Annotated in this window: 31 protein-coding genes; 19 read left to right on the forward strand and 12 right to left on the reverse strand. The window is 52.7% G+C overall.

All coding sequences use genetic code 11. The features are described from left to right. Positions 1-3: 3 nt before the first annotated feature. Positions 4-264, reverse strand: a complete 261-nt coding sequence (locus tag EUU25_RS12685) for a DUF6489 family protein (RefSeq protein WP_187351273.1) — start codon at positions 262-264, stop codon at positions 4-6. Between the two features lie 88 nt (positions 265-352). Here EUU25_RS12685 and EUU25_RS16670 point away from each other — a divergent pair, with 88 nt between their 5' ends. Beyond that, positions 353-559 (forward strand): dienelactone hydrolase family protein, encoded by a 207-nt coding sequence (locus EUU25_RS16670; protein WP_343032365.1) that lies wholly within the window; start codon positions 353-355, stop codon positions 557-559. A gap of 322 nt (positions 560-881) precedes the next feature. On the opposite strand, the gene EUU25_RS12695 is transcribed toward EUU25_RS16670, so the two are convergent. The 4 genes from EUU25_RS12695 to hemE form a co-directional block, all read right to left on the reverse strand. Beyond that, on the reverse strand, positions 882-1,610 hold the full coding sequence (locus EUU25_RS12695) for a YjbE family putative metal transport protein (protein ID WP_158901518.1): 729 nt from the start codon (positions 1,608-1,610) through the stop codon (positions 882-884). Between the two features lie 18 nt (positions 1,611-1,628). Further along, entirely contained in the window at positions 1,629-2,885 is a 1,257-nt protein-coding gene (gene rho, locus EUU25_RS12700; RefSeq protein ID WP_158901520.1) for a transcription termination factor Rho, read from the reverse strand. A 220-nt stretch (positions 2,886-3,105) separates the two neighbouring features. After that, positions 3,106-3,549, reverse strand: coding sequence for a CopD family protein (locus EUU25_RS12705; protein ID WP_246162716.1), 444 nt, complete (start codon positions 3,547-3,549; stop codon positions 3,106-3,108). 18 nt (positions 3,550-3,567) lie between these two features. Next, on the reverse strand, positions 3,568-4,599 hold the full coding sequence (hemE, locus tag EUU25_RS12710) for a uroporphyrinogen decarboxylase (protein WP_158901522.1): 1,032 nt from the start codon (positions 4,597-4,599) through the stop codon (positions 3,568-3,570). 299 nt (positions 4,600-4,898) lie between these two features. Between hemE and EUU25_RS12715 the strand changes: the two genes are divergently transcribed. The 10 genes from EUU25_RS12715 to EUU25_RS12760 all read left to right on the forward strand — a co-directional run bounded on the left by EUU25_RS12715 (position 4,899) and on the right by EUU25_RS12760 (position 11,424). Next, the gene (locus EUU25_RS12715; protein WP_158901524.1) at positions 4,899-5,729 is read left to right on the forward strand and encodes a pyruvate, water dikinase regulatory protein; all 831 of its coding nucleotides are present in this window, start codon (positions 4,899-4,901) and stop codon (positions 5,727-5,729) included. Then, positions 5,726-6,322, forward strand: a complete 597-nt coding sequence (locus EUU25_RS12720; RefSeq protein ID WP_158901526.1) for a Maf family protein — start codon at positions 5,726-5,728, stop codon at positions 6,320-6,322. The genes EUU25_RS12715 and EUU25_RS12720 overlap by 4 nt, the downstream gene beginning before the upstream one ends. Continuing rightward, positions 6,319-7,128 (forward strand): shikimate dehydrogenase family protein, encoded by an 810-nt coding sequence (locus EUU25_RS12725; protein WP_158901528.1) that lies wholly within the window; start codon positions 6,319-6,321, stop codon positions 7,126-7,128. Before EUU25_RS12720 ends, EUU25_RS12725 begins: the two co-directional genes overlap by 4 nt. After that, positions 7,125-7,724, forward strand: coding sequence for a dephospho-CoA kinase (coaE, locus tag EUU25_RS12730; RefSeq protein ID WP_158901530.1), 600 nt, complete (start codon positions 7,125-7,127; stop codon positions 7,722-7,724). Before EUU25_RS12725 ends, coaE begins: the two co-directional genes overlap by 4 nt. Positions 7,725-7,754: 30 nt before the next feature. After that, positions 7,755-8,462, forward strand: coding sequence for a DNA polymerase III subunit epsilon (gene dnaQ, locus EUU25_RS12735; RefSeq protein ID WP_158901532.1), 708 nt, complete (start codon positions 7,755-7,757; stop codon positions 8,460-8,462). A gap of 15 nt (positions 8,463-8,477) precedes the next feature. Further along, positions 8,478-9,053, forward strand: a complete 576-nt coding sequence (hpf, locus tag EUU25_RS12740) for a ribosome hibernation-promoting factor, HPF/YfiA family (RefSeq protein ID WP_158901534.1) — start codon at positions 8,478-8,480, stop codon at positions 9,051-9,053. Between the two features lie 90 nt (positions 9,054-9,143). After that, entirely contained in the window at positions 9,144-9,611 is a 468-nt protein-coding gene (locus tag EUU25_RS12745) for a PTS sugar transporter subunit IIA (RefSeq protein ID WP_158901536.1), read from the forward strand. Then, positions 9,608-9,952, forward strand: a complete 345-nt coding sequence (locus EUU25_RS12750; RefSeq protein ID WP_158901538.1) for a DUF1491 family protein — start codon at positions 9,608-9,610, stop codon at positions 9,950-9,952. Before EUU25_RS12745 ends, EUU25_RS12750 begins: the two co-directional genes overlap by 4 nt. A 167-nt stretch (positions 9,953-10,119) precedes the next feature. After that, positions 10,120-10,842: a cell wall hydrolase gene (locus EUU25_RS12755; RefSeq protein ID WP_158901540.1), complete on the forward strand. Its 723-nt coding sequence runs from the start codon at positions 10,120-10,122 to the stop codon at positions 10,840-10,842. An 81-nt stretch (positions 10,843-10,923) separates the two neighbouring features. Further along, positions 10,924-11,424, forward strand: coding sequence for an MmcB family DNA repair protein (locus EUU25_RS12760; RefSeq protein ID WP_158901542.1), 501 nt, complete (start codon positions 10,924-10,926; stop codon positions 11,422-11,424). Positions 11,425-11,452: 28 nt separating this feature from the next. On the opposite strand, the gene EUU25_RS12765 is transcribed toward EUU25_RS12760, so the two are convergent. From EUU25_RS12765 to EUU25_RS12775, 3 genes are all read right to left on the reverse strand, one after another. Beyond that, positions 11,453-13,390, reverse strand: coding sequence for a DUF3604 domain-containing protein (locus tag EUU25_RS12765; RefSeq protein WP_158901544.1), 1,938 nt, complete (start codon positions 13,388-13,390; stop codon positions 11,453-11,455). A 78-nt stretch (positions 13,391-13,468) separates the two neighbouring features. Next, positions 13,469-14,260: a sterol desaturase family protein gene (locus tag EUU25_RS12770; RefSeq protein WP_158901546.1), complete on the reverse strand. Its 792-nt coding sequence runs from the start codon at positions 14,258-14,260 to the stop codon at positions 13,469-13,471. Between the two features lie 5 nt (positions 14,261-14,265). After that, the gene (locus EUU25_RS12775; protein WP_158901548.1) at positions 14,266-15,360 is read right to left on the reverse strand and encodes an alkene reductase; all 1,095 of its coding nucleotides are present in this window, start codon (positions 15,358-15,360) and stop codon (positions 14,266-14,268) included. On the opposite strand from EUU25_RS12775, the gene EUU25_RS12780 reads away from it, so the two are divergent. Genes EUU25_RS12780 through EUU25_RS12805 form a run of 7 tightly spaced genes read left to right on the forward strand, consistent with a single transcriptional unit; the run spans position 15,335 to position 21,885 of the window. Then, entirely contained in the window at positions 15,335-16,306 is a 972-nt protein-coding gene (locus tag EUU25_RS12780; RefSeq protein WP_246162717.1) for a DMT family transporter, read from the forward strand. The genes EUU25_RS12775 and EUU25_RS12780 overlap by 26 nt on opposite strands. A gap of 8 nt (positions 16,307-16,314) precedes the next feature. After that, a complete protein-coding gene (locus EUU25_RS12785) occupies positions 16,315-17,010 on the forward strand; it encodes a COQ9 family protein (protein ID WP_246162718.1) in 696 nt (231 codons plus the stop codon). A gap of 39 nt (positions 17,011-17,049) precedes the next feature. After that, positions 17,050-17,301, forward strand: a complete 252-nt coding sequence (locus EUU25_RS12790; RefSeq protein WP_343032366.1) for a FeoA family protein — start codon at positions 17,050-17,052, stop codon at positions 17,299-17,301. Then, positions 17,298-19,151 (forward strand): ferrous iron transporter B, encoded by a 1,854-nt coding sequence (gene feoB / locus EUU25_RS12795; RefSeq protein WP_158901552.1) that lies wholly within the window; start codon positions 17,298-17,300, stop codon positions 19,149-19,151. Before EUU25_RS12790 ends, feoB begins: the two co-directional genes overlap by 4 nt. A gap of 38 nt (positions 19,152-19,189) precedes the next feature. After that, positions 19,190-19,708, forward strand: a complete 519-nt coding sequence (gene ssb / locus EUU25_RS12800; RefSeq protein ID WP_158901554.1) for a single-stranded DNA-binding protein — start codon at positions 19,190-19,192, stop codon at positions 19,706-19,708. Between the two features lie 49 nt (positions 19,709-19,757). Next, on the forward strand, positions 19,758-20,435 hold the full coding sequence (locus EUU25_RS16580) for a TVP38/TMEM64 family protein (protein WP_246162720.1): 678 nt from the start codon (positions 19,758-19,760) through the stop codon (positions 20,433-20,435). Next, a complete protein-coding gene (locus tag EUU25_RS12805; protein ID WP_246162722.1) occupies positions 20,425-21,885 on the forward strand; it encodes a dihydrolipoyl dehydrogenase family protein in 1,461 nt (486 codons plus the stop codon). Before EUU25_RS16580 ends, EUU25_RS12805 begins: the two co-directional genes overlap by 11 nt. Before the next feature lie 21 nt (positions 21,886-21,906). Here the strand turns inward: EUU25_RS12805 and EUU25_RS12810 are convergent, their stop codons facing one another. From EUU25_RS12810 to EUU25_RS12820, 3 genes are read right to left on the reverse strand one after another with little or no spacing between them, the layout of a single operon-like run. Beyond that, the gene (locus tag EUU25_RS12810) at positions 21,907-22,509 is read right to left on the reverse strand and encodes a CDP-alcohol phosphatidyltransferase family protein (RefSeq protein WP_158901556.1); all 603 of its coding nucleotides are present in this window, start codon (positions 22,507-22,509) and stop codon (positions 21,907-21,909) included. Between the two features lie 6 nt (positions 22,510-22,515). Further along, positions 22,516-23,046 (reverse strand): YceD family protein, encoded by a 531-nt coding sequence (locus EUU25_RS12815; protein ID WP_158901558.1) that lies wholly within the window; start codon positions 23,044-23,046, stop codon positions 22,516-22,518. After that, on the reverse strand, positions 23,040-23,564 hold the full coding sequence (locus EUU25_RS12820; protein ID WP_158901560.1) for a ubiquinol-cytochrome C chaperone family protein: 525 nt from the start codon (positions 23,562-23,564) through the stop codon (positions 23,040-23,042). Before EUU25_RS12820 ends, EUU25_RS12815 begins: the two co-directional genes overlap by 7 nt. Positions 23,565-23,675: 111 nt before the next feature. On the opposite strand from EUU25_RS12820, the gene EUU25_RS12825 reads away from it, so the two are divergent. Then, a complete protein-coding gene (locus EUU25_RS12825; RefSeq protein ID WP_158901562.1) occupies positions 23,676-24,149 on the forward strand; it encodes an outer membrane protein assembly factor BamE in 474 nt (157 codons plus the stop codon). 28 nt (positions 24,150-24,177) lie between these two features. Here the strand turns inward: EUU25_RS12825 and EUU25_RS12830 are convergent, their stop codons facing one another. Continuing rightward, positions 24,178-26,439, reverse strand: coding sequence for an NADP-dependent malic enzyme (locus EUU25_RS12830; RefSeq protein WP_158901564.1), 2,262 nt, complete (start codon positions 26,437-26,439; stop codon positions 24,178-24,180). Between the last annotated feature and the right edge of the window lie 58 nt (positions 26,440-26,497).

Below are 26,497 nucleotides of genomic sequence, written 5' to 3' on the forward strand. Positions count from 1 at the left end.
GGGTTATTTCTTGTCTTTCGGCGTAACACCGGAAAAGGCAGCTTTTGCTCCTGTCTCAATCAGCTGCTGAAACAGTTGAAGGCCCATCTGCCCCATCGGTGCGATTTGCTTGCCCAATTCCTGCAATTGCTCAATCCCGCCTGCGCCATTCATCAACTTCGTGATGTTCTGCACATAGGCTTCATTGGCTTCAGTCACATCGGGTAAACCCAGCAGAGCGCGCGCTTCTTCGGGCGAGCAATCTATCTCTATATTCATCTTCATGGGCCCTTGCCCTCCTTCCTTTTCCCTCGAACAGACGTCACTATAGAGCCAAAGCCGAATCAAGCAATTGCCGAGCAAAGGACAGTTTATGGGTGATATAGTGAAGATCAACGCATTGGACGAGGATGCCTTGTTTGATGCCTATATAGCTACACCGGCAGCCGCAATAGTCGTAATCCCAGAGATCGTCGGCGTAAATCAAGGGATTCGGCAAAAATACGATAAACTTGCTATCGACGGCTATCTAGCCATCGCGCCGACCTATGCTGGCGCTTTGCTCCAAGCGCACAGCTAAACCCCGATGTGGAGGCTGAGTCGCAATAGGCATCCGGTTGTTACAGCCAATATGACCCCAATTATGGGGTCAGGGATACTGAGGCAGTTATCCAAGCCATTCGCGCAGGTATTGCGGGGTACGCGAAGATCCATGCCGGACTGGATAGTCATCCAAAAGTGACGTCATACGATTATGCCGGTCTCGACTATGGCTTTGCTGCCGAGATGGGCGAACGTTGAGATGATGCTGGCACGACTTTAGCGGATTCGTGAACGGCAGCTTTCTTTACCATACATCTAATTTAAAAAGAAAAAGGGCTCCAACAAGGGGCCCTCAATTCTTACATTCCTGTAATTGCTAGGACATGGGGTTGCACCTCATGCCAACCTTCCCAGATCATTTTGCCCGCGACATAAACGATCACGACCAAGCCGACCCAGGCAATCCAGCGATACCGCTCGATATATTGAGCAATAATGTTGGCTGCGACACCCATCAAGGCAACTGCAAAAACAAGTCCTACGATCAGAATTCCGGGATGTTCACGGGCCGCACCAGCAACTGCGAGCACATTATCGAGGCTCATTGAGACGTCGGCAACTGCAACGCCCCACGCTGCACCGGCAAAGGTTTTGGTAGATTTAAGGCCGGAGTGTTCGTCACCTGAGATTTCTGGTGACCCCGTCGATTCACCTGCATGACCTGCAATATCGCGGTACATGCGCCATGCAACCCACAGCAGCAGTAAACCGCCAGCAAGAACCAGTCCGACAATCCCAAGAAGCCATGTGACCATCAGTGCAAAAATGATCCGCAAAACGAGTGCGGCCAATACACCAATCAGGATGACCTTTTTCCGTTGGTCTGCAGGTAGTCCTGCCGCGAGCGCACCGACAACGATCGCATTATCGCCGGCAAGAACTAGGTCGATTAAAAGTACCTGTATAAAGGCGGCAAAAGCAGCGGGTTCGCCGATGTTCGAAAAGTCTTTGACTATCGCAGCCCAAATGTCAGCTGGACCACCCAAAGTCGTCGCGGCGCCAGCGGTGGCAATCAGAAATTCAAACATTCTATCCGGCCTTCTGTTTTACTGGTTCATCGAATCGAAGAAATCTTCGTTAGTCTTCGAATCCTTCATCTTATCAAGCAGGAACTCCATCGCATCGACGGTACCCATCTGCATGAGAATGCGGCGAAGCACCCACATTTTCTTGAGCTTGCCTTCTTCGACCAGCAATTCTTCCTTACGAGTGCCGGACTTTCCGACGTCGAGAGACGGGAATATCCGCTTATCCGAAACCTTACGGTCGAGCACGATTTCCGAGTTACCCGTACCCTTGAACTCTTCAAAAATAACCTCGTCCATGCGGCTACCAGTGTCGATCAGCGCAGTGGCGATGATCGACAACGAACCGCCTTCTTCGATGTTCCGTGCGGCACCGAAAAAGCGCTTGGGCCGCTGCAGTGCGTTCGCATCAACACCTCCCGTCAGCACCTTTCCGGAGCTCGGCACAACTGTATTATAGGCTCGGCCAAGACGAGTGATGGAGTCGAGCAGGATGACAACATCATGTTTATGCTCGACGAGACGTTTAGCCTTCTCAATGACCATTTCGGCAACTTGAACGTGCCGTGTTGCCGGCTCGTCAAAAGTGGAGGAAACAACTTCGCCCTTAACCGAACGTTGCATGTCCGTCACTTCTTCTGGTCGTTCATCAATCAGCAAAACGATCAAGAATACTTCTGGATGGTTATCGGTGATGGCTCGAGCGATATTTTGTAACAACACAGTTTTACCGGTGCGCGGCGGTGCAACAATCAGCGCTCTCTGGCCTTTACCCTGCGGGCTGACGATGTCGATAACGCGTGCCGACTTGTCCTTAACCGTGGGATCAAGGGAATCGAGCGTCAGTTTTTCGTCAGGATAAAGCGGCGTAAGGTTATCGAAATTGACGCGGTGCCGTACTGCATCGGGATCGTCAAAGTTGATCTTCATCACCTTGGTCAGCGCAAAATAACGCTCGCCGTCTTTCGGCGCGCGAATTTCGCCTTCCACCGTGTCACCGGTTCGCAAACCGAACTGACGTACCATATTGGGAGACACATAAATATCGTCAGGGCCGGCGAGATAGTTGGCTTCGGGTGAACGAAGAAATCCAAAACTGTCGGGCAGCACTTCAATAGTGCCAAGTCCCATGATCTGTTCACCATCTTCAGCCAATTCTTTCAAGATGGCAAACATCAAGTCTTGCTTGCGCAAGGTCGACGCGCCCTCGACCCCCAATTCTTCGGCCATAGACACAAGATCGGCGGGATTTTTGCTTTTCAGCTCTTTCAAATGCATAGAAAATTCCATTGATGGGCATGCTTGCCCGTTTGGCAAATGGACCTGCGGCCCTGTTAAGAAACCGGTTTCAAAAAAGACAACCGGTAAAAAAGGAAGTTTGAATGGCACGTTGTTAAAAGAGTTCGTGCCTCACGCCCAGGACGGGCTTGATCGGATGGATAATGCGGATAGCAAAAAAGGTCAACCAACTTGCGTTATCTCAACCTACGCCGATTAATCAAAATGGTTTTGCCACTACCAATATAACGATAACTGCTGCCCCAATTCCGGGTACTTCGTTGAACAATCGCAATTGTTTTCCGGTTAGCTTTCGTTCGCCTCGTGCCAATTTCCTCGCGTATCCCACAGCCCAACCATGATAAGCCGACAAGACAAGGACGAAAAGCAGTTTTGCGTGGAACCAGCCATCAGCCAACGACCCGATTTGCCAAGCGAGAAGCAGGCCAACGACCCAGACAACAATGATCGAGGGATTTAGAATGATCTTGATCAGCTTTGCCTCGCGCTCCACCCATTTAGCGGCTTCGTCAGAACCTTCGAGGCTTTCCTGATGGTAAACGAAAAAACGCGGAATCATGAATAACCCGGCCATCCAGAATATGACGAAGATGATGTGCGCGGACTTTAGCCAGAAATAGAGCATTGCGATGATATCCGTCATGATGGCGGCTGTCCCCGTTTATCCCTTGCGGACGAGAGTAAGCAGCTTTTCCACATGTTCAATAGGCGTGTCGGGTAAAATTCCGTGGCCCAGATTAAAGACATGGGGGCGATCGGCAAAAGCAGACAGGATATTTTCAACCGCACTAATCAAATCGGAGCCTCCTGCAATTAGCGCCAACGGGTCAAGATTGCCCTGTACGGGTAGGTCTTTTGGTAATTCACGGTTGGCCCAGTGCGGATCTACGGTTTCATCCAGACCAAGCGCATCAACACCGGTACCATCAGCATACGCCGCAAGCTTTCCACCAGCACCTTTCGGAAATCCGATGATAGGCGCGTCAGGGTGGCGGGCCTTTAATCGACGAACGATTTCGGCATTAGGTGCAATGACCCATTTTTCAAATTGTACAGGTGACAGAGATCCAGCCCAACTATCAAATAATTGCACCGCATCGACGCCTGCTTCAATCTGTCCAGCCAGATAGTCAACGGTAGCAGAAATAATCGCCTCGATAAGTGCACCAAAGCGTTCGGGTTCTGCATGTGCCATGCGCCGCGCTTCGGATTGATCTTTGCTTCCCTGCCCATGCACCATGTAGGTCGCCACCGTCCAGGGACTACCTGCAAAGCCCAGAAATGTCGTCTCCGGGGGTAGGACAGCTGAAACCTTGCGTACAGTGTCAAGCACTGGCCGCAAACGTTCGGGTGCAGGTATGAAATCCTCTAGCGCTGATTGCGCCAACCGCGGAGCTAAGCGCGGACCTTCGCCAGTTTCGAACCATAAATCCTGCCCCATGGCGTGCGGGATGACCAGAATGTCCGAAAAGAGTATCGCTGCGTCAAAGCCGAAACGGCGGATTGGCTGAATTGTGATTTCGGTAGCCGCTTCACTGTCATAAGCAAGTTCAAGAAAACCGCCTTTTTGCGCCCGTAATTCACGATATTCAGGCAAATAACGCCCAGCTTGGCGCATGAGCCACATTGGAGGAATTGCTTCCTGATCGCCCCTAAGGACGTTGAGCAGTTTTTTTGGGCTAGGCGCTGTCATTGGGGCAAGGAATCCAATCAAATATATTATTATATAAGGATGATGAAAGATGATGTGCTGTTGATATACCCAGCCTTAAAAGCTTTTGCGGATATTGCCAACAACTTGACCGGAAGTAAGCAAAGCAGAATCTTGGATTCGCAATTTTCATCCACGTTATTAACAGCCTGTGGATGATAAATTGCTCCTGTGGAAAGGCTGTTACCGAATCGAAAGGTAAAAGCCTGACAATGGGGAAGTTGGAGAGGTGAAAACTTTGTCCCTTGATTTATCCCCAGCCTGCCAACAAGACTATGCTCATGGATCGTTTTCACCTCCACCTACTGTCGGATTCCACAGGCGAGACCCTAGAGAATATCGCTAAAGCTGCGCTAGCTCAGTTTGACGGTGTTGAAAATGTGGTCAAACATTTCTGGCCAATGGTGCGTTCTGAAAGCCATTTGGACCGTATCATGGTTGATGTAGCGGCCAATCCGGGGCTGGTTTTATTCACCTTGGTTAACCGCGACACACGGCGCAAATTGGAAAACAGATGCCGCGCCTTGGGTTTGCCAGCAGTTGCTGCCCTCGATGCCGTTAGCGATGCGTTGTCTAACATGTTGGGGCAAGAAGCAAAGGCAAGGCCCGGTCGGCAACATGCGATGGATGCCGCCTATTTTGCACGTGTAGACGCAATCCAGTTCACCATAGCGCATGACGATGGGATCAACGCTCAAAATTGGGAAGAAGCAGACATTGTATTAGCCGGTGTATCACGGACGTCCAAAACACCGACCAGCATCTATCTAGCAAACCGTGGGTACAAGACGGCGAATATTCCTATCGTCCCGGAATCACCGCCGCCACCTATTCTCTTTACGTTGAAACATCCGATGGTCATCGGACTAGTGACAAGCGCTGAACGACTGGTTCAGGTCCGGCGTAATCGTCTTCTGTCACTGAACCAGTCTCCCGATACAGATTATGTCGACGAAGAAAAGGTCAAGGCAGAGGTCGCTCATGCTCGGCGGATGTTTGCGGACAACGGCTGGCCGGTTCTTGATGTAACTCGGCGCTCGATTGAAGAAACAGCAGCGGCGATCATTAACCTTTTTAACGAACGCGAATTGCATCAGGTCCAAATGTCGTGACGCTGATTTTGGCGTCTCAAAGCGCCGGGAGGGTGGCCATGCTTCGGGGAGCAGGCGTTTCACTGGAAGCGGTGCCTGCACTGGTTGATGAGTCTAGTATCAAGGGCTCGCTAATAGCCAACAATGCCAAGCCTCGCGATATTGCCGACGCGCTCGCCGAAGTCAAAGCGCGGAAGGTTTCGCGCAAATATCCAACAGCATTGGTATTGGGTTGTGACCAGATTGTAGTTACCGCCGATGGGAAGATTTTGGATAAACCCGACAGTCCCTCTGACGCCCGCGTACATTTGGCACAGTTGTCGGACAACAATCACCGCTTAATAAGCGCGGCAGTCATATGCGAAGCGGGTGAGCCGGTTTGGCGAGTTGTCGATAGTGCTCAGATGACAGTGCGATATTTGAGTGAGACGTTCATCGAACAATATGTCTCGAACTTTTGGGAAGATATCCGCCATTGTGTTGGTTGTTATCGTATAGAGGCTGAAGGCGCACAATTGTTCAAAAGTGTAAGCGGCAGTCAGTTCACCATCATCGGCTTACCGCTGCTGCCGGTGCTTGACTATTTAAGGCTAAGGGGTCTTTTGCCGTCATGACCAATTATGCCGAAGTCATCGGGCATCCGATATCGCATTCCAAATCACCACTCATTCATCGGTTCTGGTTGAACCAACTAGGGCTTGTTGGCGAATATCAAGCACGAGATATCTTGCCAGAGCATTTGGATGACTATTTCCGTGAGCGTGCCGCCGACCCTGAATGGCGTGGATGCAATGTGACTATTCCGCATAAGATTGCAGCGCTCGATCATGTCACAGATCTGGGCGATGTACGGAGCTCAATCGGCGCGATCAACACCGTTTTTCGAGGTGCAAATGGTATCTTGGTCGGGACGAATACTGATGCAGGCGGCTTTTATGGCCCTATTGCTGACCTTCCACTTGCGGGGGAGACCGCAGTAGTGATCGGCGCTGGCGGGGCGTCGCGGGCAGTGCTGTTCGCATTGGGGCAGGCGGATATCGGCGAAGTTGTTTTGTTCGCACGCAATGGTCTTAAAGCGGCAGGATTACTCTCGCATTTCGGTCTGAAGGGGCGGGTGTTGCCGCTCACCGCACGGCTGCCCGATTCGGCGTTATTGGTGAACGCAAGTCCTTTAGGCATGAAAGGGCAGGAGCTACTTGAAATCGATCTTACGCCATTACCCGAACATGCGGTCGTTTACGACTTGGTCTACGCACCTATTGAAACTGCATTGCTTAAACAGGCGCGGGCGCGGGAGTTAGAGGTAGTCGACGGGCTCGAGATGCTGGTGGGTCAAGCGGCAATTGCTTTTGAACTGTTTTTCGGCGTCGCTCCACCAGACGATGAGGAAAATGCATTGCGAGAGTTGCTGCTGAGATGAACAGGCCCCGCATTATCGGACTAACTGGGTCTATCGGTATGGGCAAATCGACCGTCGCAGCGATGTTCGCCGATGAAGGGATTCCGGTATTTGATGCGGACGCTGTGGTACACGAATTGCAAAAAGAGGGTGGGGCATTGGTACCTGAAATCGAGACAGCGTTTCCCGGCACAACCGGCCCGCACGGTGTAGACCGAAAGGCGTTAGGCGCGGCGGTGTTCGGAGATCGGGACAAGCTGGCAAAATTGGAATCTATTGTTCATCCTGCGGTAGCAAAGCAGCGATCTGTCTTTTTGCGCGACCACGCTGATGCGGATATAGTATTGTTCGATATACCTCTTTTGTTCGAAAAGGGCGGGTATAGAGGGGTCGACACTATTGTCGTGGTTTCTTCGCCTTATACAGTCCAGCGGAAAAGGGTGCTGGCACGGCCTGGAATGACAGAGGAAAAATTCGACCATATTGTCACATTGCAAACGAATGATGCAGACAAGCGTGCTCGGGCTGATTTTGTAATTGAAACCGGCCAGTCGCTGGTTGAAACACGACTTAATGTCCACGAACTTGTCAAAAAGCTGCGTGCGGGTCTTGCATAACCCTTAAAACAGGCTCACATTCAACACAGAATGCGAGAGATAATTTTCGATACCGAAACGACCGGCTTTGATCCCCTTACCGGGGATCGGATGGTGGAGATAGGGTGCATCGAAATGGTTAGCCGGGTGATGACCGGTGAAACCTACCACGCCTATTTCAATCCGCTGCGACCGATGCCTGCAGCTGCCGAACAGGTGCACGGCCTATCGGATCGCTTCCTGTCAGATAAGCCGCTCTTTGCGCATAAGGCCGAAGAATTACTGACGTTTCTGGGCGACAGTCCGCTTGTCGCGCATAATGCCAGCTTTGACTTTGGATTTCTCAATGCGGAACTTCAATTGTGTGGGCTTGACCCGATTTCGCTTGATCGGATGATCGATACGGTAGCACTCGCACGCGCGAAGCATCCGGGCGCGAAGCTCTCGCTCGATGCATTATGCTCGCGCTATGGCATTGACCGCAGCCACCGTGTCAAACATGGCGCCCTGCTTGATGCTGAATTGCTTGCGCAACTTTATATTGAGCTGACGGGCGGCCGGCAAATCGGTCTTGGTTTGGTGGACGACAGGGCGGCCGTAGCCGGATCGGACGATGGTGGTACCCGCCATTTGGTGCGAGTCCGTCCATATCGTGAAGCTCGTCCACATAGCGCTACACCCCAAGAATTGGCGCTACACAGTGAATTTATCGCTAAAATCAAAGACGCGCTTTGGCTCGAATCCGAGTCGGCACTTTAGAAAAGGAGACAGGCAATGGATATCAGGGTTTCAGGACATCAGGTCGAAACCGGTGAAGCACTGCAGAGCCATGTCGAAAAGCGCCTCGGCGCGATCGCTAACAAATATTTTTCGAAAGCGCTGTCGTCGCATGCCACTTTTGGCCGTGGACCACATGAACGCTTTACCAGCGACATTGTAATGCATGTGATGCAAGGTCTTGTTCTAAAAGGCCGAGGCGAAGCGCAGGATGCACATGTAGCGCTTGATCAAGCAGCAGACCGGATTGAAAAACAACTTCGCCGTTACATGCGCCGTCTACAGGACCGCCATGCACAGTCGGCGCACGCTCTGCGCGAGGAAGAGGCCGCTTATACCGTTTTTGACGGTGGCGACTTCTCTGAAGACGTCCCGCCACCCGAAGCGCCCGTGATCGTCGCAGAGATGAGTGTCGATATTCCAGAATCCACCGTCTCAGACGCCGTCATGCTCATGGATTTACGCAACACGCCTGCTTTGCTGTTTAAAAACACTGGCACTGGTCGCCATAATATGGTTTACCGCCGCGAAGACGGCACGATCGGGTGGGTTGAACCAAAATCGGCACCTTAGAATTCGGCCAGCATCACGACATATATGTAAACATATTCAGATATTTGGGGTTTGCTCCCCGGTTCCCGACCGGGTGCAATTGAACAAGATATGATTCGAATTTCTACAAGGCTCGTTGAGGGAGCTGTCGTTGCGAATCTGGTTTGCGCGGGCAAATCCGACCTTCTCGCACGCCTTTCGACCCTCGCTGCCGAAAATTATTTGCTCGACCCAAGCGCCGTTCTTGACGGCCTTATTGAGCGCGAGCGTTTAGGCCCCACCGGTTTTGGTGGTGGTACGGCGATTCCTCATTGTAAAGTGTCGGGTATTGACGTGCCGGTAGCTGTCTTTGCCCGTCTGGCAAAGCCTGTAGACTACGACGCCGTCGACGACGAGCCTGTAGACTTGGTTTGCGCACTAATCTCGCCGGCACAAGATGGTGCATCGCATTTGCGGGCTCTTGCCGAGGTATCGCGTCTGTTCCGGGACGAAAAATTCCGCACGCAGCTGCGTGGCGCAGCAGATGCGGGCGCAATGTTCGCGTTGCTGACCTTGTCTGAAGAGCGCAACGCCGCTTGAGTTCTGCTAGGCTCACCAGCCAGTTTCGCGTTTCGGCGCTTCAAAAACTCGCCGAGGCCGAAGGCGGATTTGCTGCCGTACTGCGCAAAGGCGACCAACTATCGGGTGCTATCCTGCTTGTCGGGCAGATTAAAGGTCGCAATCCCGTAATTTACGAACGTTACCCCGAACTTGACGGTTCCTTCTCCTGGCATCAGGTGACACAAGCGATAGGGGGCGATGAGACAGAACCTACAAAATATTGGAAATCACGCATTAAACGCGATCCTGATTTGTGGGTTCTCGAACTGGACGTCGCGTCGAAAGAACGGTTGGACGGACTTTTGGCCGCCGACTCTTGACTGCGCTGCAATGCACAATAGATGGGCGCGCAACGAGTAGCGAAGGTTGTCACGCGGGACACAAATGGGGTGACCAGACAAACACGCGAGTCGGATGCAACAAACGAAGAGCCAGAACATAAGATTAGAGGCTCATCTGCTGGTGCCGCCGCACTAATGTACGATTAATGTTGAAAATGGTTCGGGCTGCCTCCGTGGTGGCCATTTCTTGTACGCTGGCATCCGCCGTTCTAACCGCCGATGCCGGTTTTGCTTTTGGGAATGACCAAAGCACAGCGCTTAGCGCATCCGCCATCGTAGTCGATGCTGCGCAGATCACAGCAGATAAGCAAAATGTCGAACGCCTGAAATCAGGTGAAGTGACGACAAGGCTTGCGGAAAATGGTGATATCATTTTCATTCCAGGTAGCGGTCAACCCGTCAACACCGACTCCCGCTCAGAATATGTAGATGACGTTCGCGAAGAGAGTGTTGCCGCATCTTCGCTGTCCGAACTGGTTCGGATGCAGGACGTTAGCGAACCGCTCGATAGCGAAGTGCGCTGCCTCGCTGGAGCCGTCTATTTTGAATCCAAAGGCGAATCGCTCGCTGGCCAGCTAGCCGTTGCACGTGTTGTTATCGCTCGCGCTAAGTCAGGGCGCTTTCCTACCACCCTGTGTGGTGTGGTGTATCAGAAGAGCCAATTTTCGTTCGTACGCGGCGGCGGTATGCCACCTATCGCAACGGGCAGTGCGCATTGGAGCAATGCTGTAGCGATAAGCCGAATTGCCCTTAACAACAGTTGGAAAAGCCCTGTTGAAGGCGCGCTTTTCTTTCATGCCCGCCACGTTTCGCCGGGTTGGCGGCTGACCCGGCTCGGATCGATTGACAATCATATTTTCTACCGTTGAATATGGCAGAAACTGGTTAGGAGATGAAGGCCCCGAAATGGGGCCTTTATTTTGTTCTACTTACGTTCTATAGAGTCGGCTATGGCTGATGTCGCTAATCTGAAACCATTCCCACTTCCTTTAGCAGCCGCTGCCGCTGTTGCGCGTGGCGTGTCACGCCTGTTTTTGCGTAACCAGATCATGGTCCAACCGGAGGTGTCGTTACGTAACAACCGGCGCGCAGATCTGATGGGCATCAATGCGAAGGGCGAAATTATCCTGGTCGAGATAAAATGTGCCCGTAGCGATTTGCTGGGTGACCAGAAATGGCCAGAGTATCTTGAGTTTTGCGATCGCTTTTTCTGGGCTGTCCCGGCCGGGTTCGATATCGGACCGTTGCACGGGGAGACATTCATGCCTGAACGGGCAGGCGTTATCATCGCCGACGCTTATGACGCCGAAATCGCTCGCCCCGCTGCACTCGTTCCGCTCGCAGCGGCGCGGCGAAAGACTGAAACCCAACGCCTAGCCCGCTTGGCTATGCGTCGTTTGATGGGTGTTGCGGACCCTGACCCCATTTTAGCGGAGATCGAGGCAGAGTAAGTGTATGCTATCTCACGACCGTATATACTCAGCTTGCCTTGGTCGGGTTGTACCAGATCGGCGACGAATAGGCCCTTTCCTGCGACTTCAACTCGGTGCCGGGCAATAGCTTTGCGCCGTATCGGATGGCGTCAAATAGAACCCATCGCGGGGTTGGGATTTCGAGAATGCGTAGATAGTAGAAAGCTTTTTGGCTCGCGTTGAATTCTGGATCGCTCCATACCGCCTGTAACTCGGGATCGCCTATGCTGTTGCTGTAACTTGCCTTCGCGATATTGACTGTGTCTCCTACCGCCGGAATCTTACCATTGGCACTCCGCTGCCTTTTGTCGGCGTCACCCCAAACCACATCGAAAACTTTCTCCTGCATCTGGCCGGATGCATCCACCCAACCTTTTACGACCTGAACGCGGTCGAGATTGGCGCCGATCGGATCTTTCAGCGCAGAGATAATGAAACTTGGCGCTCCCTTACCAGGCTTAAGGTCACTACCCATAGGCACGCCGCGTTTATACCCGGCCATCACCCAGTTCCCGGTCAAATCATCGGACTTGAAATCCCAACCGCCAAAGAAACGGACCGTCATACGTGGCCCGGTGGTCGCGTAAATTTCCTTCCGCATCATAGCATCGAATATCGCCGCTCTTGTGTTTGCTGTTGCCCACACGGCTGCATATCCTCCAGCGAGATAATGCCATCCAAAGCGACCTTCACGGGTACCTAGATTTTGTGGTTCAGATGCCCGTTTGCCATTGGGCTCGCCGCCTGAATGTTTACCGAAAAAGTTATTTTCATCTGCGGTGGCGAGTGCGGTGTGACTATCTGTGGAACCAATAACACCGAACTTGTAAGGGTTCGCACCCGTCTTTGCTTCAATAGACAGCCCTCGCTTCAGCGCTTCGCGAATATACTCCCCCGCAAAATCCTGTGGCTTTTTGGCAGCCTGCATGGTCAAATTACCTAACTGCCAGCCTGCAGTGCCATAGCCTGCAAATTCGTCATTTGGAGACAGGAATGGATGCGCTTCGCTGTCACCTTTGATCTGGGTAATTTCAACGACAGGTTCACGCGCAGCGCGACGACGGGCATATTCGGCAGTCATTGGTCCACCACCCGGACCGACAAGTTCGAACATCAAACCGTTGGACAGGTTGCTGTTATGCGGAATTGCGAGCACTTTACCACCCGTCCGCTTTTCATAATTGTCCATATAGTCCCACAGCTGGCTGACGGGTGAATCGCCTTGTCCCGGGTCGTAAGGGAGTACTTGATCGGTGCGGCTTTTGCCGTCCCGGAACATGACCACACGGTGCAGATTGTTACCGCCGGGCATCAACGTATATTCAAAGCCCATGAAGGCGGTGAATTTCCCCGGCTCATTATAACGCTCTATCAGGCTACTGTGCCCTGTCCAAATGTTTGTCGAGGTTTTGCGCTGCTTTTCTGGATCGGTCAGTGATTTTGGTAGGTCGTTACGGCCTACCCTGTCGATCAATTCCGCAGTGACCCGTTGCATGCCTTCGGGTCCCTTGTGCATCTCATCATGCCAGCGGCGTAACACCGGATCGCGAATAAGAAAGCTCGGTGCATCATACAGCGCCTTGGTTGCGCCAAGCCCGCCTGAGTGATCAGCGATGACAAGAAAATCAAGCGGGCGTTCCAATTTTGCCTTCAGGCCCCAGGTCGAGGTGATTTCCTCTCCTCGCGCAAACCGCAACGCTTCTTCAGGCCCTAGCTTTACACCAAAACCAAAGGCATCAATGGAATTTGATGTATGTAAATGGGTGTCGCCCCACAGAAGCTTCATGGCTGGTCCGGAAGTAACTTCCTTGTCAGATGCGATCTGTGCAATGTGGGAATCGTCGAGGATCGACTTTTCCTGCCAATGGCGCCAGCCATAAGTTAATCCGACACCGATGGCACCGACCGCGACAGCTCCCAGAATAATGGTACGTTTTTTTGGCATGTTTCCCCCACTCCTGCGTTAAAAATTGCTCCGGATTTCTGGGTCCGTCAAGTGCTCCATGTAAAGGCCGCAATGACGCTACGTCAAAGGCAGCTTCATACTCCAAAAGAAATGGGCTGGTCGATCGTCGGCCATCTCTTCCAGGCCGATAGTTTGTTGATCACGACCCATGGCGGATTCATAGACATAGGTGCCAAACAGTCTATCCCACCACGTCAAGGCAAAGCCGTAATTGTAGTTCTGTTCGCTACGATCCGTACTGTGGTGCACCAGATGCATATCCGGCGTGACCAAGATCATCCGCAAGACTCGATCCATGGAACGCGGCAGGCGAATATTGCTGTGGTTGAAGAGAGCATTGCAATTCAGCCATAGCTCAAACGCAAGCGCCACCAGCACGGGAACTCCCAGCAAGGTGACGCAAGCCGATTTAAAAATGGTGGAAGTCAAAAGCTCGAAAGGGTGAAAACGCAGCGCGGTCGTGGTATCCAGATCGCGGTCGCTATGGTGGACCTTGTGGATCCGCCATAAGACGGGGAGCCGATGCATCGCCCGATGTTGCACCCATACCGCGAGATCAAGCAGAATAAATGCGAGCCCCGCCTCCAACGATAACGGCCAATGGGTTTGGTGGAGCAAGCCGAAGCTGTAACTGTCTGCCCATGCTGCGGCACTGGCTACGACAACAAATAAGGCAAGCAACCGACCTAAAGCCGCGTTGGTGAGGAAAAATAGCATATGGGTGAGCCAGCGATACTTTCGCGGCAACGCCCTTTTACTGCGTGGCCACAGCCATTCAGCTACCGAAAACAGGATCAGCAAAGCGGCGGGGATAGATATCGCATAAAGACCCAGCCCCGCCTCAATCATGTCTTTTACGCGTCGGTTCTTTCGAGGAATGGATAATCTGTATAGCCTTCGGCGCTTGGGGTATACCATGTCTTATAGTTGTCGGGCGTCAGTTCGGCACCGACCCGTAGCCGTTCCACAAGATCCGGGTTGCTGATGTAAGGACGGCCAAAGCTAATCGCGTCTGCAAGGCCAGAGGTAAGATCCGCATCGGCCAGTTCTTTTGTATATTCTTGGTTCAGAACGAGCGGACCCTTAAACACCTCACGAATTTGCGGCGAAACACGAGGTACGTCTGTTCGACCAAAATTACCGTAGGACTTCACTTCTCGCAGTTCAAGGAACGCGATACCTATATTCTGCAATGCAGCGGCGGCAGCCGTGAACAGCGGTATGGGGTTGCTGTCGTCTACACCTTGCGTTTCGCCATTCGGCGACAGGCGGACAGATGTGCGGTCGGCCCCTATAGCATTGACTACTGCCTGCGTTACTTCGCGGAGCAAGCGGATACGATTTTCGATCGAACCTCCATATTGATCGGTCCGGAAATTGGCATTATCGCGCAGGAACTGATCAATCAAATAGCCATTAGCGGCGTGGATTTGTATACCGTCGAATCCAGCCGCAATCGCGTTTTTCGCAGCGTTGACATAGTCTTCTATAATGCGTGGAATCTCAGACGTTTCAAGCGCTCGTGCTTCGGTATACGGCTTTTTCCCTTCGGCGGTATGAGCATCTCCAGGGGCCGTTGTCGCCGATGCCGATACGGGTTGGGCGCCGCCCAGAAAATCGGGATGCACGAGACGCCCCATATGCCACAATTGCAAGATGATTTGTCCGCCGGCTTCGTGCACGGCTTCCGTTACCGGCTGCCACGCAGCAACTTGCGTATCGTTCCAAACCCCCGGTGCGGATGGCCAGCCTAGACCCTCTTGCGAAATGCCCGTCGCCTCCGCGATGATCAGGCCTGCGCTTGCGCGCTGACTATAATATTCGGCTTTCAGATCGGACATGGGTACATGGCCAGTCGTGCTGCGTCCCCGGGTCAAAGGCGACATGATCACGCGGTTCTTTGCGCTGATTGCGCCAAGCTGAATGGGGTCGAACAAAGTTGCAGTCATAAATCTTCCTGTCATTAAGGCTTTGGTTTGCAGCCAAGATGCGGATAAGCGTTGCAAATTGCAACGGGGGTTTATGCCGACAAATATTTTCCTTCAGCAAAGCCCCAAGGCTTTGGCTTTTCTGGCGTTGATTGCTGGGAATATCGCGATTGCTTTTGGTCCCCTGCTTGTGCGCTATGCCGATAGCGGACCGATTGCTACAGGATTCTGGCGGCTGGCTTTGGCTACACCTTTCCTGTTTCTGGTGGGCTATCGATTCGGATTTCGCCTAAAGTCAGTCCCTATGAAGACATTTGTTTTCATTCTCACAGCAGGGGTATTTTTCGGGATAGATATCATTGCCTGGCATATCGGCATTTTTCAAACAAAGCTGGGTAACGCGACTCTGTTTGCCAATTGCGCCAGCATGCTGCTGGTGATTTACGGAGTAGTAGTTGCGCGTAAAATGCCGGGAATTTGGCAGATCGCGTCGGTGGTCCTGGCGTTTGTTGGCGCGGCACTTTTGATGGGTCAAAGTCTAGAACTCTCGCCGGAACACTTTGCCGGGGACCTGCTCTGTCTTGGCGCGGGCCTGACATACACGGTGTATCTTTTAATGATGATGCGTGTTCGCGAAACTACCGAAAGTTGGGGCGCTCTGGCGATGGCCAGTACTGTTGCAGCGGCGGTCTTGCTTCCGGCATCTCTTTATACAGGCGAACAGGTGGTTCCATCGATCTGGTGGCCGGTGCTGTTACTTGCCTTTACTTCGCAGTTTGTTGGGCAGGGTTGCTTGACCTATGCCCTTCCGCATTTCAGTCCACTTGTCATCGGGCTAGCGCTGCTATTGCAACCGGCCTTGTCCGCTGCTGCTGGTTGGTTGGCATTTGGAGAAGCTCTGACGCTGCTTGATTTTACAGGCAGCTTTCTTGTCATGATCGCGCTGGTGCTCGTGCGGAAGCAATAGCTCTTTTAATGATGGCATCTTGCGCCTACATTTTCGGGATGACCGACCAAAAGCTTCCGACCGATCCGACTCTTGACGAAATCCGCGCCGCGCTCGCGCCACTTATTGCACGCAATGCGGCCTTTGACGGTTGGAGCTACGCCGCAGTGGACTCGGCTGCGGTTGAACTGGAAATCGAACCCGATGTCGCAGCATTGGCATTTAATGGCAATGCCATGAGGATGGTGGACGCATGGATCGATTCGATTGATCAAGAACTTGCCCGCCGCCTGACAGCGAGTAGGTTAAATGCGCTGAAGATAAGAGATCGCATCACTATATTGCTGGCGACCCGGCTAGAGATTATGAATCCTGACCGTGAAGCCCTGCGCCGTGCAATGGCAATTATGGCAATGCCTCAGAATATTGTCCGCGGTACGAAAGTTGGCTGGCGTTCCGCCGACCGGATGTGGCGCATGGCGGGGGATACGGCCAGCGATTTCAACCATTATACCAAACGTGCAACACTCTCGGCCGTATATGGAAGCACAATCAGCGTCTTTGTTAATGACGAGAGTCCTGATTTTATCGATACCCGCGCCTTTCTTGACCGGCGGATCGAAAATGTGATGCAGTTTGAAAAGGTGAAGGCGCAGGCACGCGCGCGTAAGGAATACGCCCCAAGCCTTTCACGCTTCATTGGACGCCTTCGCTATCCTGCGTAAAAACGAATAGCACTTGATGTTATTGCGAATCGGTTGCAAATGTCACTGGTGCAATTAGACGATCTCCCCCTCAACAGCCAAGCACGGGTTCGCACCATAGATTGGGCTGCGATCCCAGAAAGCGAAGGCCATCGGCTGCGTTCGCTCGGGTTAGAGGAAGGCGTGGAAGTTGAGGCCCTACATAAGGGTATACTGCTTTGGCGTGACCCTATCGCCGTACGCGTTGGGCGTATGCGGATTGCGATGCGTCGGAAAGTCGCCTCGGCCATTTTCTGCGAGTTATCTAAGTGAGTGGAACGGTACCGCTAGTTGCGCTGGTCGGTAACCCGAATAGCGGCAAAAGCTCGCTTTTCAACGCGTTAACCGGTGCGCGGCAGAAAATTGCTAACTATCCTGGTGTGACCGTAGAGAGAAAATCGGGTCGCACAGCATTGCCCGATGGACGTCCGGTCGAATTGCTTGACTTACCCGGTGCCTATAGCTTGCAACCTGACAGCTTAGACGAGGCGGTGACGCGCGATGTCGTACTAGGTAAATTCGCAGGTCAACGTCGCCCTGATGCGCTCGTGATAGTCGTAGATGCTGGCAATCTGGACAATCATTTGCGCTTTGCTATCGAATTAATCGGGCAGGGGCTACCGGTCGTCATCGCGCTTAACATGGTGGACCTTGCCGAACGAGACGGGTTGGAAATTGACCCAACCGTTTTGGCGGACGAACTCGGCGTTCCTGTAGTGTCGACCGTTGCAGTTCGCAAGCGCGGGCTGGAACGGTTGCTGAGCATGCTGAGTGAAGTGCTTTCACAATCTCGTCCTGATGAAGTCGATGCGCCGGAAAATCGCAAACAAATCACCGACCGTGCGCACCGAATAGCAAAGCGCGCAATCATCAGTGAAACTCAGGGGAGGCAATGGACGAAGCGATTGGATGCCATACTGCTTCACCCCGTGGGTGGAGTTGCGATTTTGTTGGCGTTGTTGTTTGTCATGTTTCAGGCGGTGTATGGCTGGTCCGAAGCGCCTATTGGTTGGATCGAAAGCGGATTCTCCGCATTAACTGAAACGATCAACGCGCAAATGCCTAATGGCATACTGCGGTCTTTCCTGACTGACGGCGTTATTGCAGGAGTGGGTTCTGTTGTCGTGTTCTTGCCGCAGATCCTGATATTGTTCCTCTTCATATTGTTGTTGGAGGCGACCGGTTACATGACCCGCGCCGCTTTCGTCATGGATCGAATGATGGCTGCTGTCGGTCTGTCGGGGCACAGCTTTATTCCGTTACTATCCTCCTTTGCCTGCGCAATTCCGGGCATCATGGCGACTCGCAGCATCATGGATCAAAAAGAGCGTTTAGCGACGATTTTGATCGCTCCATTGATGACGTGTTCGGCGCGCCTGCCGGTTTATACGCTGATTATCGGCGCTTTTATTCCCGCACAGAATATTGGCCCAGGCATTGGTATGCAGGGTCTGGTACTGTTTGCGCTTTATCTGTTTGGGATCGTCGGCGCCATGTTGGCCGCAGCGGTGATTCAGCGATTCGTTACTCAAAGCCGCAGCAGCAGTTTCCTGATCGAGATGCCGCGCTATCAATTGCCGCGGCCAAGCGACATTGCTCTCGGTCTATGGCAACGCGCTTGGGTTTTCCTTCGCCGTGCCGGAACGATTATTTTTGTGGCGACGGTCATATTATGGGCGCTGTTGAGTTTTCCCAAAGTGCCTGTGAATAGCACGCAAAGCCAAGTGGAATATTCAATTGCGGGCCGTATCGCCGATGGTATTGAGCCAATTATCCGTCCGATCGGCTTTAATCATGATATTGCACTTGCCTTGATTCCAGCCATGGCTGCTCGCGAAGTCGCGGTTTCTGCGCTCGGCACAGCCTATGCTATTGATGCCGAAGATGAGGAGCAGGCCGCAATGAGTCTCGGCCCGCAATTGGCTGCAAAGTGGTCGCTTGCCACTGCCTTGGCCTTTCTGGCGTGGTTTATTTTCGCGCCACAATGTATTTCCACAATTGCCGTCACCCGGCGCGAAACCAATGGCTGGAAATGGCCCATATTCATGGTCGTCTATCTTTTTGCTCTCGCTTATGCGGCGGCGGGTATAACCTATTGGACAGCAGTGTCCTTCGGCTTATAGCGACACCAATATCAATTCGAAAATCAAAGGGCAGGAACATGGCGGGCAGCGTCAACAAAGTAATAATCGTAGGCAATCTGGGGGCCGACCCGGAAGTGAAATCCTTTCAAAATGGTGGGCGCATTTGTAATTTGCGCATCGCTACATCCGAAGACTGGAAAGACCGCACCACCGGTGAAAAAAAAGAACGGACCGAATGGCACAGCGTCGTCTTACAGAGCGACGGGCTGGTCGGCGTTGCCGAACGCTTTTTGAAGAAAGGCAGCAAGGTTTATATCGAAGGCCAATTGCGCACCCGCAAATGGCAAGATCAATCGGGTAACGATCGTTACACAACCGAGATTTCGGTAGCTGGTTTCGACGGGAAGCTTGTGATGCTGGATAGCGCACGTGGTGGATCCGGAGGCAGCGGCAATGACGGTTGGTCGGGTGGTTCGTCGGGAGGTGGACAAGGCAGCGGTAGCAGCGGTCAAGGTGGCGGCAACTGGAGCGGTGGGTCGTCAGGCTTTGGCGGCGGAGACTTTGACAATGATCTTGACGACGACGTGCCATTCTAAGATCGGCGTAGGGTGACGGAGGCAGCTGTTTGAACGAACGGGGACGATTATGAAAAAAGCTCTGTTAGTTCTTTTTGCTGTCTCAGCGCTGGTTTCATATTTTGTCTTTGATTTAGGCCAGTATCTCAGCCTCGAAAATTTCAAAGCGCAACAGGCTGAAATTCTCGCTGCGAAAAATGCTCATCCCCTTATCTTTATCGCCGGTTTTTTCCTGACTTACGTCACCATAACCGGACTTTCCATTCCCGGTGCTGCGATCATGACACTGATTGCAGGAGCACTCTTCGGTCTCGTGATCGGAATAGTTGTTGTATCATTCGCGTCGACGATCGGCGCGACTCTCGCCTTTTTGGGGTCGCGCTATGTTTTACGGGATTGGGTGCAGTCGAAATTTGGAGAAAGGCTAAAGGCCATCGACGATGGCTTGGCTAAAGACGGTGCCTTTTATCTGTTTACCCTCCGCCTGATTCCGGTTTTCCCCTTTTTCGTAATCAATCTATTGATGGGTCTTACCAGAATCCGGACCTGGACTTTTTTCTGGGTAAGCCAATTGGGGATGCTTGCTGGAACTATTGTTTACGTCAATGCCGGTACGCAGATTAGCCAGGTTGAATCAACAGCCGGTCTTCTGTCGCCGACGTTAATCGGATCTTTTGTGTTGTTGGCGCTGTTCCCATGGGCAGCCAGAGGTTTGTTAGCAGTTGTGAACAGTCGCCGTGGTCAATAGAGCTACAAAGCCCAAGCGTTTTGACCGCAATCTAATTGTCATAGGTGCCGGATCTGCAGGTTTGGTTTCGGCTTATATCGCCGCAATGGTGCAGGCAAAAGTCACACTGATTGAGGCCCATCAAATGGGTGGTGATTGCCTCAACACCGGATGCGTACCGTCCAAGGCACTTATTAAAAGCGCACGAGTAGCGCATCTCGTTTCAGAAGCCGCGCGTTTTGGCATAAAAACGTCCGCTCCGACTGTGGACTTCCAAGCTGTCATGCAGCGGATTCGAGAGGTCATTGCTGCAATCGAACCACATGACAGTGTAGAACGCTTTACTGGACTCGGAGTCGAATGCGTACAGGGCTATGCCCGTTTCATCGATCCTTGGACTGTGGAAATTGATGGGAATAGCCGACTGACGGCGCAATCATTCATCATCGCTACTGGCGCAGCGCCGCTAATCCCTCCTCTGCCCGGTGTCGAAAATAGCGGTTACCTCACAAGCGAAACCTTATGGGAAGAATTTGCAAAGCGTCCGGCACCGCCCGAACGTCTAGTCATTTTAGGTGGCGGCCCCATCGGTTGCGAATTGGCGCAATCCTTTCAGAGGATAGGCGCGCAAGTCACCATAGTAGAAATGGCCGAACGGCTGTTGCTTAAGGAAGACCCTGCCGCTGCCGCACTTGTTACTGCACGCCTGCACTCGGATGGAGTAGAGATATTGACCGGACACAAAGCAGTCCGTTTCGAAACTAATAAATGTCTCATGGTTGAAGGGCCAGAAGGCGAGCGACGGCTTGCTTTTGAAGATGTGATTATCGCCGTTGGCCGTAAACCACGTATTGCCGGATTTGGTCTTGAAGAATTGGGTTTGGTCGCTGACGGCAAATTACCCGTTGACGGCTTCCTGCGCACCAACATCCCGCATATCCTCTGTGCGGGTGACGTCGCGGGCAAGCAGCAGTTAACCCACGGCGGATCCCACGAAGCCTGGTATGCCAGCGTTAATGCGCTCGCCCGCCCGTTCAAGAAGTACCAAGCCGACTACCGCGTTCTACCGCGGGTCACATACACCGAACCCGAACTTGCTTCCGTGGGATTGACGGAGGCGGAGGCGTTTCAGAAAGGCGTGGCTTTCGAAGTGACCCGTTATGATCTTGATGATCTTGACCGTGCTATTGCCGAGGGTGAGCGTTGTGGCTTCGTTAAGATTTTGACCGCCAAGGGTAGCGACCGAATATTAGGAGCCACGGTAGTCGGTGAACATGCTGGCGAAATCTTGACGGAAATCACCTTCGCCATGAAGCACAAGATGGGTCTTCGTAAGATTTTGGCGACTATCCATCCTTATCCCACTTGGTCCGAGGCGACAAAATATGCTGCCGGCCAATTTGGTTTGGCCAGAAAGCCGATAGGGTTGCTTAAATGGGCTGAGCGCTGGTTTCGGTGGCAGCGGGGATAAAATTAAGATCGGTTTTTGAAGTTAAGCAAACTGTTTGGAGGCAAGCCAAACGCGTTGCATAACCGTTAGTAGGCACAATGCTGCGAACGTAAAGGCGAGGGCCGGAAATGCGGACGGAAACACACAAAAGAGCACGAAAAAACCGATCGTCTCGCCTCCCTCCATCAAACCGGTCGAATAGATAAAAGCTTTTGGCAGGTTATCGTTCTTATCCTGTACCCGAAGTGCCGCGATAGCAGCAAACGCAAGGAAGCTAACCGCCGTGATTGTAAAGCTTGCGACAAGTAGCAGTGCTGGCAGAAGATTGTCAGGATCCGCGAGACCAAAGGCGACAGGGATTGATACGTAAAACACATAATCCGCGATACTGTCGAGATAGCCTCCCCATGCGGTTGGCCCATTAATCCTAGCGACTGCGCCGTCCAGTCCGTCAAAAACCCTGCTTGCCACAATAAGGGCGAGAGCTAGAGGCATATATCCACCGGCAACTGCCGCCGCTGCGCCTATTGCCACCATCGCGCCGGAAAGAGTCAGGCAATCTGCTGACGGTCCAACGCGGGCCACGCGAACAGCCACGAAGTTCAGTGGCCGATCAACCAGCAAACGCAGTTGCGTATCAAACATCGCGCATCATTTTTTTTCTAGCTTTTCCTTTAACGAGGCGAGTACGCCGAAAGGACCTGCTTCATCTTCCCCCTTTACACCTGCCGACTTCAAAAGCGCATCGGCATTGGGGCTGCGTGGATAGGGATCAAGCGCAAGTCCCAATGATTGGGCAACAGCTTCACCTAGATCAATCAGCTGGCCATCGTGGAACATAACATCGCAATCTTCTTCGGCGAGTTCGAACTCGGCTTCTTCGTTTATACGCGGTTCGGGAATGAAGCGGATAGTTACAGCCTCGCTTACTGTGACTGGTACAGGTTCACCGGTGGCAACGCAAGTCTGCGCCAGAACGGCGTTAAGCTCGCCCGTTGCGAATATATCCGATCTCTCGGTGGTCATTGTCAAATCGGCGTCCAGTCGGTCCAGTGCGGCAAGGTCGAACCGTTTGGCCAAGGCTGCACGTTGAGATGCATCTGCGGAAAGATGGATGCTGCGCATCTTCCCTCCCAGTTCCGATATTTTCAGTTCGTGGCTGAATTCGCTCAGAGTCACCATAGAGCTTTTCCTGCGGCTAGATCGTTTGGAGCGATCTCTGAGAGTGCCTGGTCGATTGTCAACAGACCCTGCCTCACATGCACCGCTGCTGAGATGTTTACCGCTTCGCCGCGATATAGGTTGCGCGCAATTGCATCGTCCAATTTATCCTTACAGGCCAGCGCATCCCGGAAAGCTGTGATTTTACCGCCAACTGAACCCATTATCTTACCGATATGCTTACCCACGATCATGTCGCCGACACCTACTTCGCGCAGTTGCCCGTCCATATCGTCCACCAGAACCTCTGTCAGGCGCGCCATATTTCCTGCCTGCGAAGGCTCTTTTTCCAACCTTAACAAAACCAGCGAAAACAGCGTTGCAATCATATCAAACCGGCCATCAATGCTATCGGGTACCTGACCCGTTTCGTACCAGTGTGGCTCGCGAGCCTTGGCCACGATCTGGTTATAGAGTGGAATAACCAGCACTTTGGGATCGGCCTGAGTAGATCTCCAGATATTTTTCCAAAAAGTCATCCGCGTTCGTTCCCATTGCACTCACCCAGCATTCATCTGGCATTGCATATTGATATTGCTGGCCAACGATGCAATGGCAACGCCTTAGTTTCGTGAAAAGCGGAGAAGTATATGCGCAAGTCGCAAATTATGGTTTTGGGCACCCTTGTTACCGCGTTGGTAATGTCGTCGGGCTGTACACGCCTGCGTGCGCATCAAGGCTATATCGGTGACCAGACCCTTCTGTCCTCTGTCCAGCCGGGAGTGGATAACAAAGATTCGGTGCAAGCGTCGTTGGGACGTCCGACATTTGTTGGTCAGTTTGACAAAAATGACTGGTATTATTACGCGCGCGACACACGGCAACTAGCTTTTGCCCAGCCTGCCGCGACTGAGCAATATGTGTTGAAAGTCCGGTTTGATTCAGCGGGGAACGTTGCCTCCGTAACGCAGACCGGTAAGGAATTGATCTCCAAGATCAGCCCCGAAGGCGACAAGACACCCACCTTAGGTCGCAATAAGAGCTTCTTCGAAGATATTTTTGGAAACATCGGGTCCGTTGGTGCTGGCACTGGTCAGGGTAGTACGCCCAACAGCCCCAATTAAGTAGGAATTTAGCGACGAGAAATACGGGTTATTCCGTAACTGCCGCCGCTGCCAATACCGCCAGTGTGACCAGATCGCTTGTACTTGACGCCATCGTGGCGACCTGCACTTGCTTTTCCATTCCGATCAACATGGGCCCTATCACCTGATCACCGCCTAATTCGCGGAGCAGCTTTGCCGACAGATTGGCGGATTGCAAGCCAGGCATCACTAGAACATTTGCTGGCCCGGACAAGCGACAGAAGGGGTAATTTTTCATCAGTGCGGGATTAAGAGCCACGTCAGGTGGCATGTCACCTTCATATTCAAAGTCCGGACGCCGAGCATCGAGCATTGCAACCGCATCACGGATATTGTTTAGCCATGTTCCGTGCGGATTGCCGAAAGTCGAAAAGGACAGGAACGCCACACGCGGTACATGGCCCATTCGCCGGGCGACGGCGGCGGTCTTCTCGGCAATATGCGCCAATTCTTCCGCAGAGGGTCGTTCGTTTACAGTGGTATCTGCAATGAAAACAGTATGGGTCTTTCCGACCATCACGTGAATACCAAAGGATATCTCACCCTTTTTGGGGTCAAGCACACGGCGTAGTTCGCGTAACGTCTGGCCGAAGGTCCGCGTGACGCCGGTAATCATGGCGTCGGCCTGATCCATCTGTAACAACAATGCGCCAAATATATTGCGGTCCCGGTTTACCATGCGCTGGATATCACGCCGCAAATAACCTCGCCGTTGCAGCCGGTTATACAGGCGGTCGACCATCTTTTCCACTAGCGGACTTTGCGCACTATTGTGGATCTCATAATCTTCCGGGTCAGTGCCAAGTTCGCGCAGCATATCCTTCACGCGCGCGTCGCGCCCGACAAGGACCGGCACGCCATAGCCATCTTGCTTGAATTGGACTGCTGCGCGCAAGACGACATCCTCTTCAGCTTCCGCAAATATGACACGGCGTGGTTTAGCTCGTGCGGCTTCATATACTTGGGTCAACACCGAATTGGTCGGGTTCAAGCGGGCGCGCAGCTGGGCGCGATAGGCTGCGATATCCGTTATCGGCTTTTGCGCTACACCCGATTCCATCGCGGCCTTGGCAACAGCGGAGGCGACGATTTCCATCAGGCGCGGATCAAATGGAGAGGGAATGATATAGTCGCGGCCAAATTTGTGCGACATACCGCCATAGGCGGCGGCAACCTCCTCAGGCACAGTTTCACGGGCGAGTTGCGCCAGTGCATTTGCAGCGGCAATTTTCATTGGTTCGTTGATGGTCGTCGCGCGGACATCTAGCGCGCCGCGGAAAAGGAAAGGAAAGCAGAGGACATTATTTACTTGATTGGGAAAATCCGAACGGCCGGTTGCGATGATTGCATCTGCGCGCGCCGCGCGCGCTACGGGTGGCGAAATTTCCGGATCGGGATTTGCCATTGCAAAGATGATCGGTTGGCCTGACATCGACCGTACCATATCCGCACTGAGCGCGTTAGCCGCCGATAAGCCCAAGAATACATCCGCACCGACAATAGCCTCAGCCAGCGTGCGGGTGCTTGTCTTCGCAGCATGTGCCGACTTCCACTGGTCCATGCCTTCGGCCCGGCCCTGATAAATCACACCGGTGCGATCGCACATGATGACATTGTCGTGCGGGACGCCCATCGCCTTAATCAGTTCGGTGCAAGCAATAGCTGCTGCGCCTGCGCCGTTGCACACGACTTTGACGTCTTTTAGTGAGCGACCCGTCAGTTCGCATGCGTTGATCAGGCCTGCCGCCGCAATAATTGCGGTACCATGCTGGTCATCATGGAATACAGGTATGTTCATGCGCTCACGCAAAGTCTGTTCAATAATGAAGCAGGATGGCGCTGCAATGTCTTCGAGGTTGATCCCGCCAAAAGTCGGCTCAAGTAGTTCGACCGCGTCAATGAAGCGGTCAACATCTTCGGTCTTAACTTCAATATCAATGGAATCCACGTCGGCAAAACGTTTGAATAGGACCGCCTTGCCCTCCATCACGGGTTTGGATGCGAGAGCCCCCAAATTACCCATTCCCAGTATCGCAGTGCCGTTTGAAATAACCGCAACAAGATTTCCCTTGGCGGTATAGTCATAGGCAGTGGCTGGATCGTCATAGATCGCTTGGACAGGAACCGCGACGCCAGGCGAATAGGCAAGGCTCAGGTCGCGCTGTGTCGCCATGGGTTTGGTGGCGATGATTTCTATTTTGCCCGGACGTCCTTGTGAATGGAAATCTAGGGCCTCTTGCGCGGTGAACTGGACATCGCTTTCACTCATTTTTTTGGCCCTGACCCTTTATTGTCGACTTACACTGCCCCTAACCTGCTGGCGACGT

It is taken from the genome of Sphingorhabdus lacus, assembly GCF_009768975.1.
Lineage (GTDB): Bacteria > Pseudomonadota > Alphaproteobacteria > Sphingomonadales > Sphingomonadaceae > Sphingorhabdus_B > Sphingorhabdus_B lacus.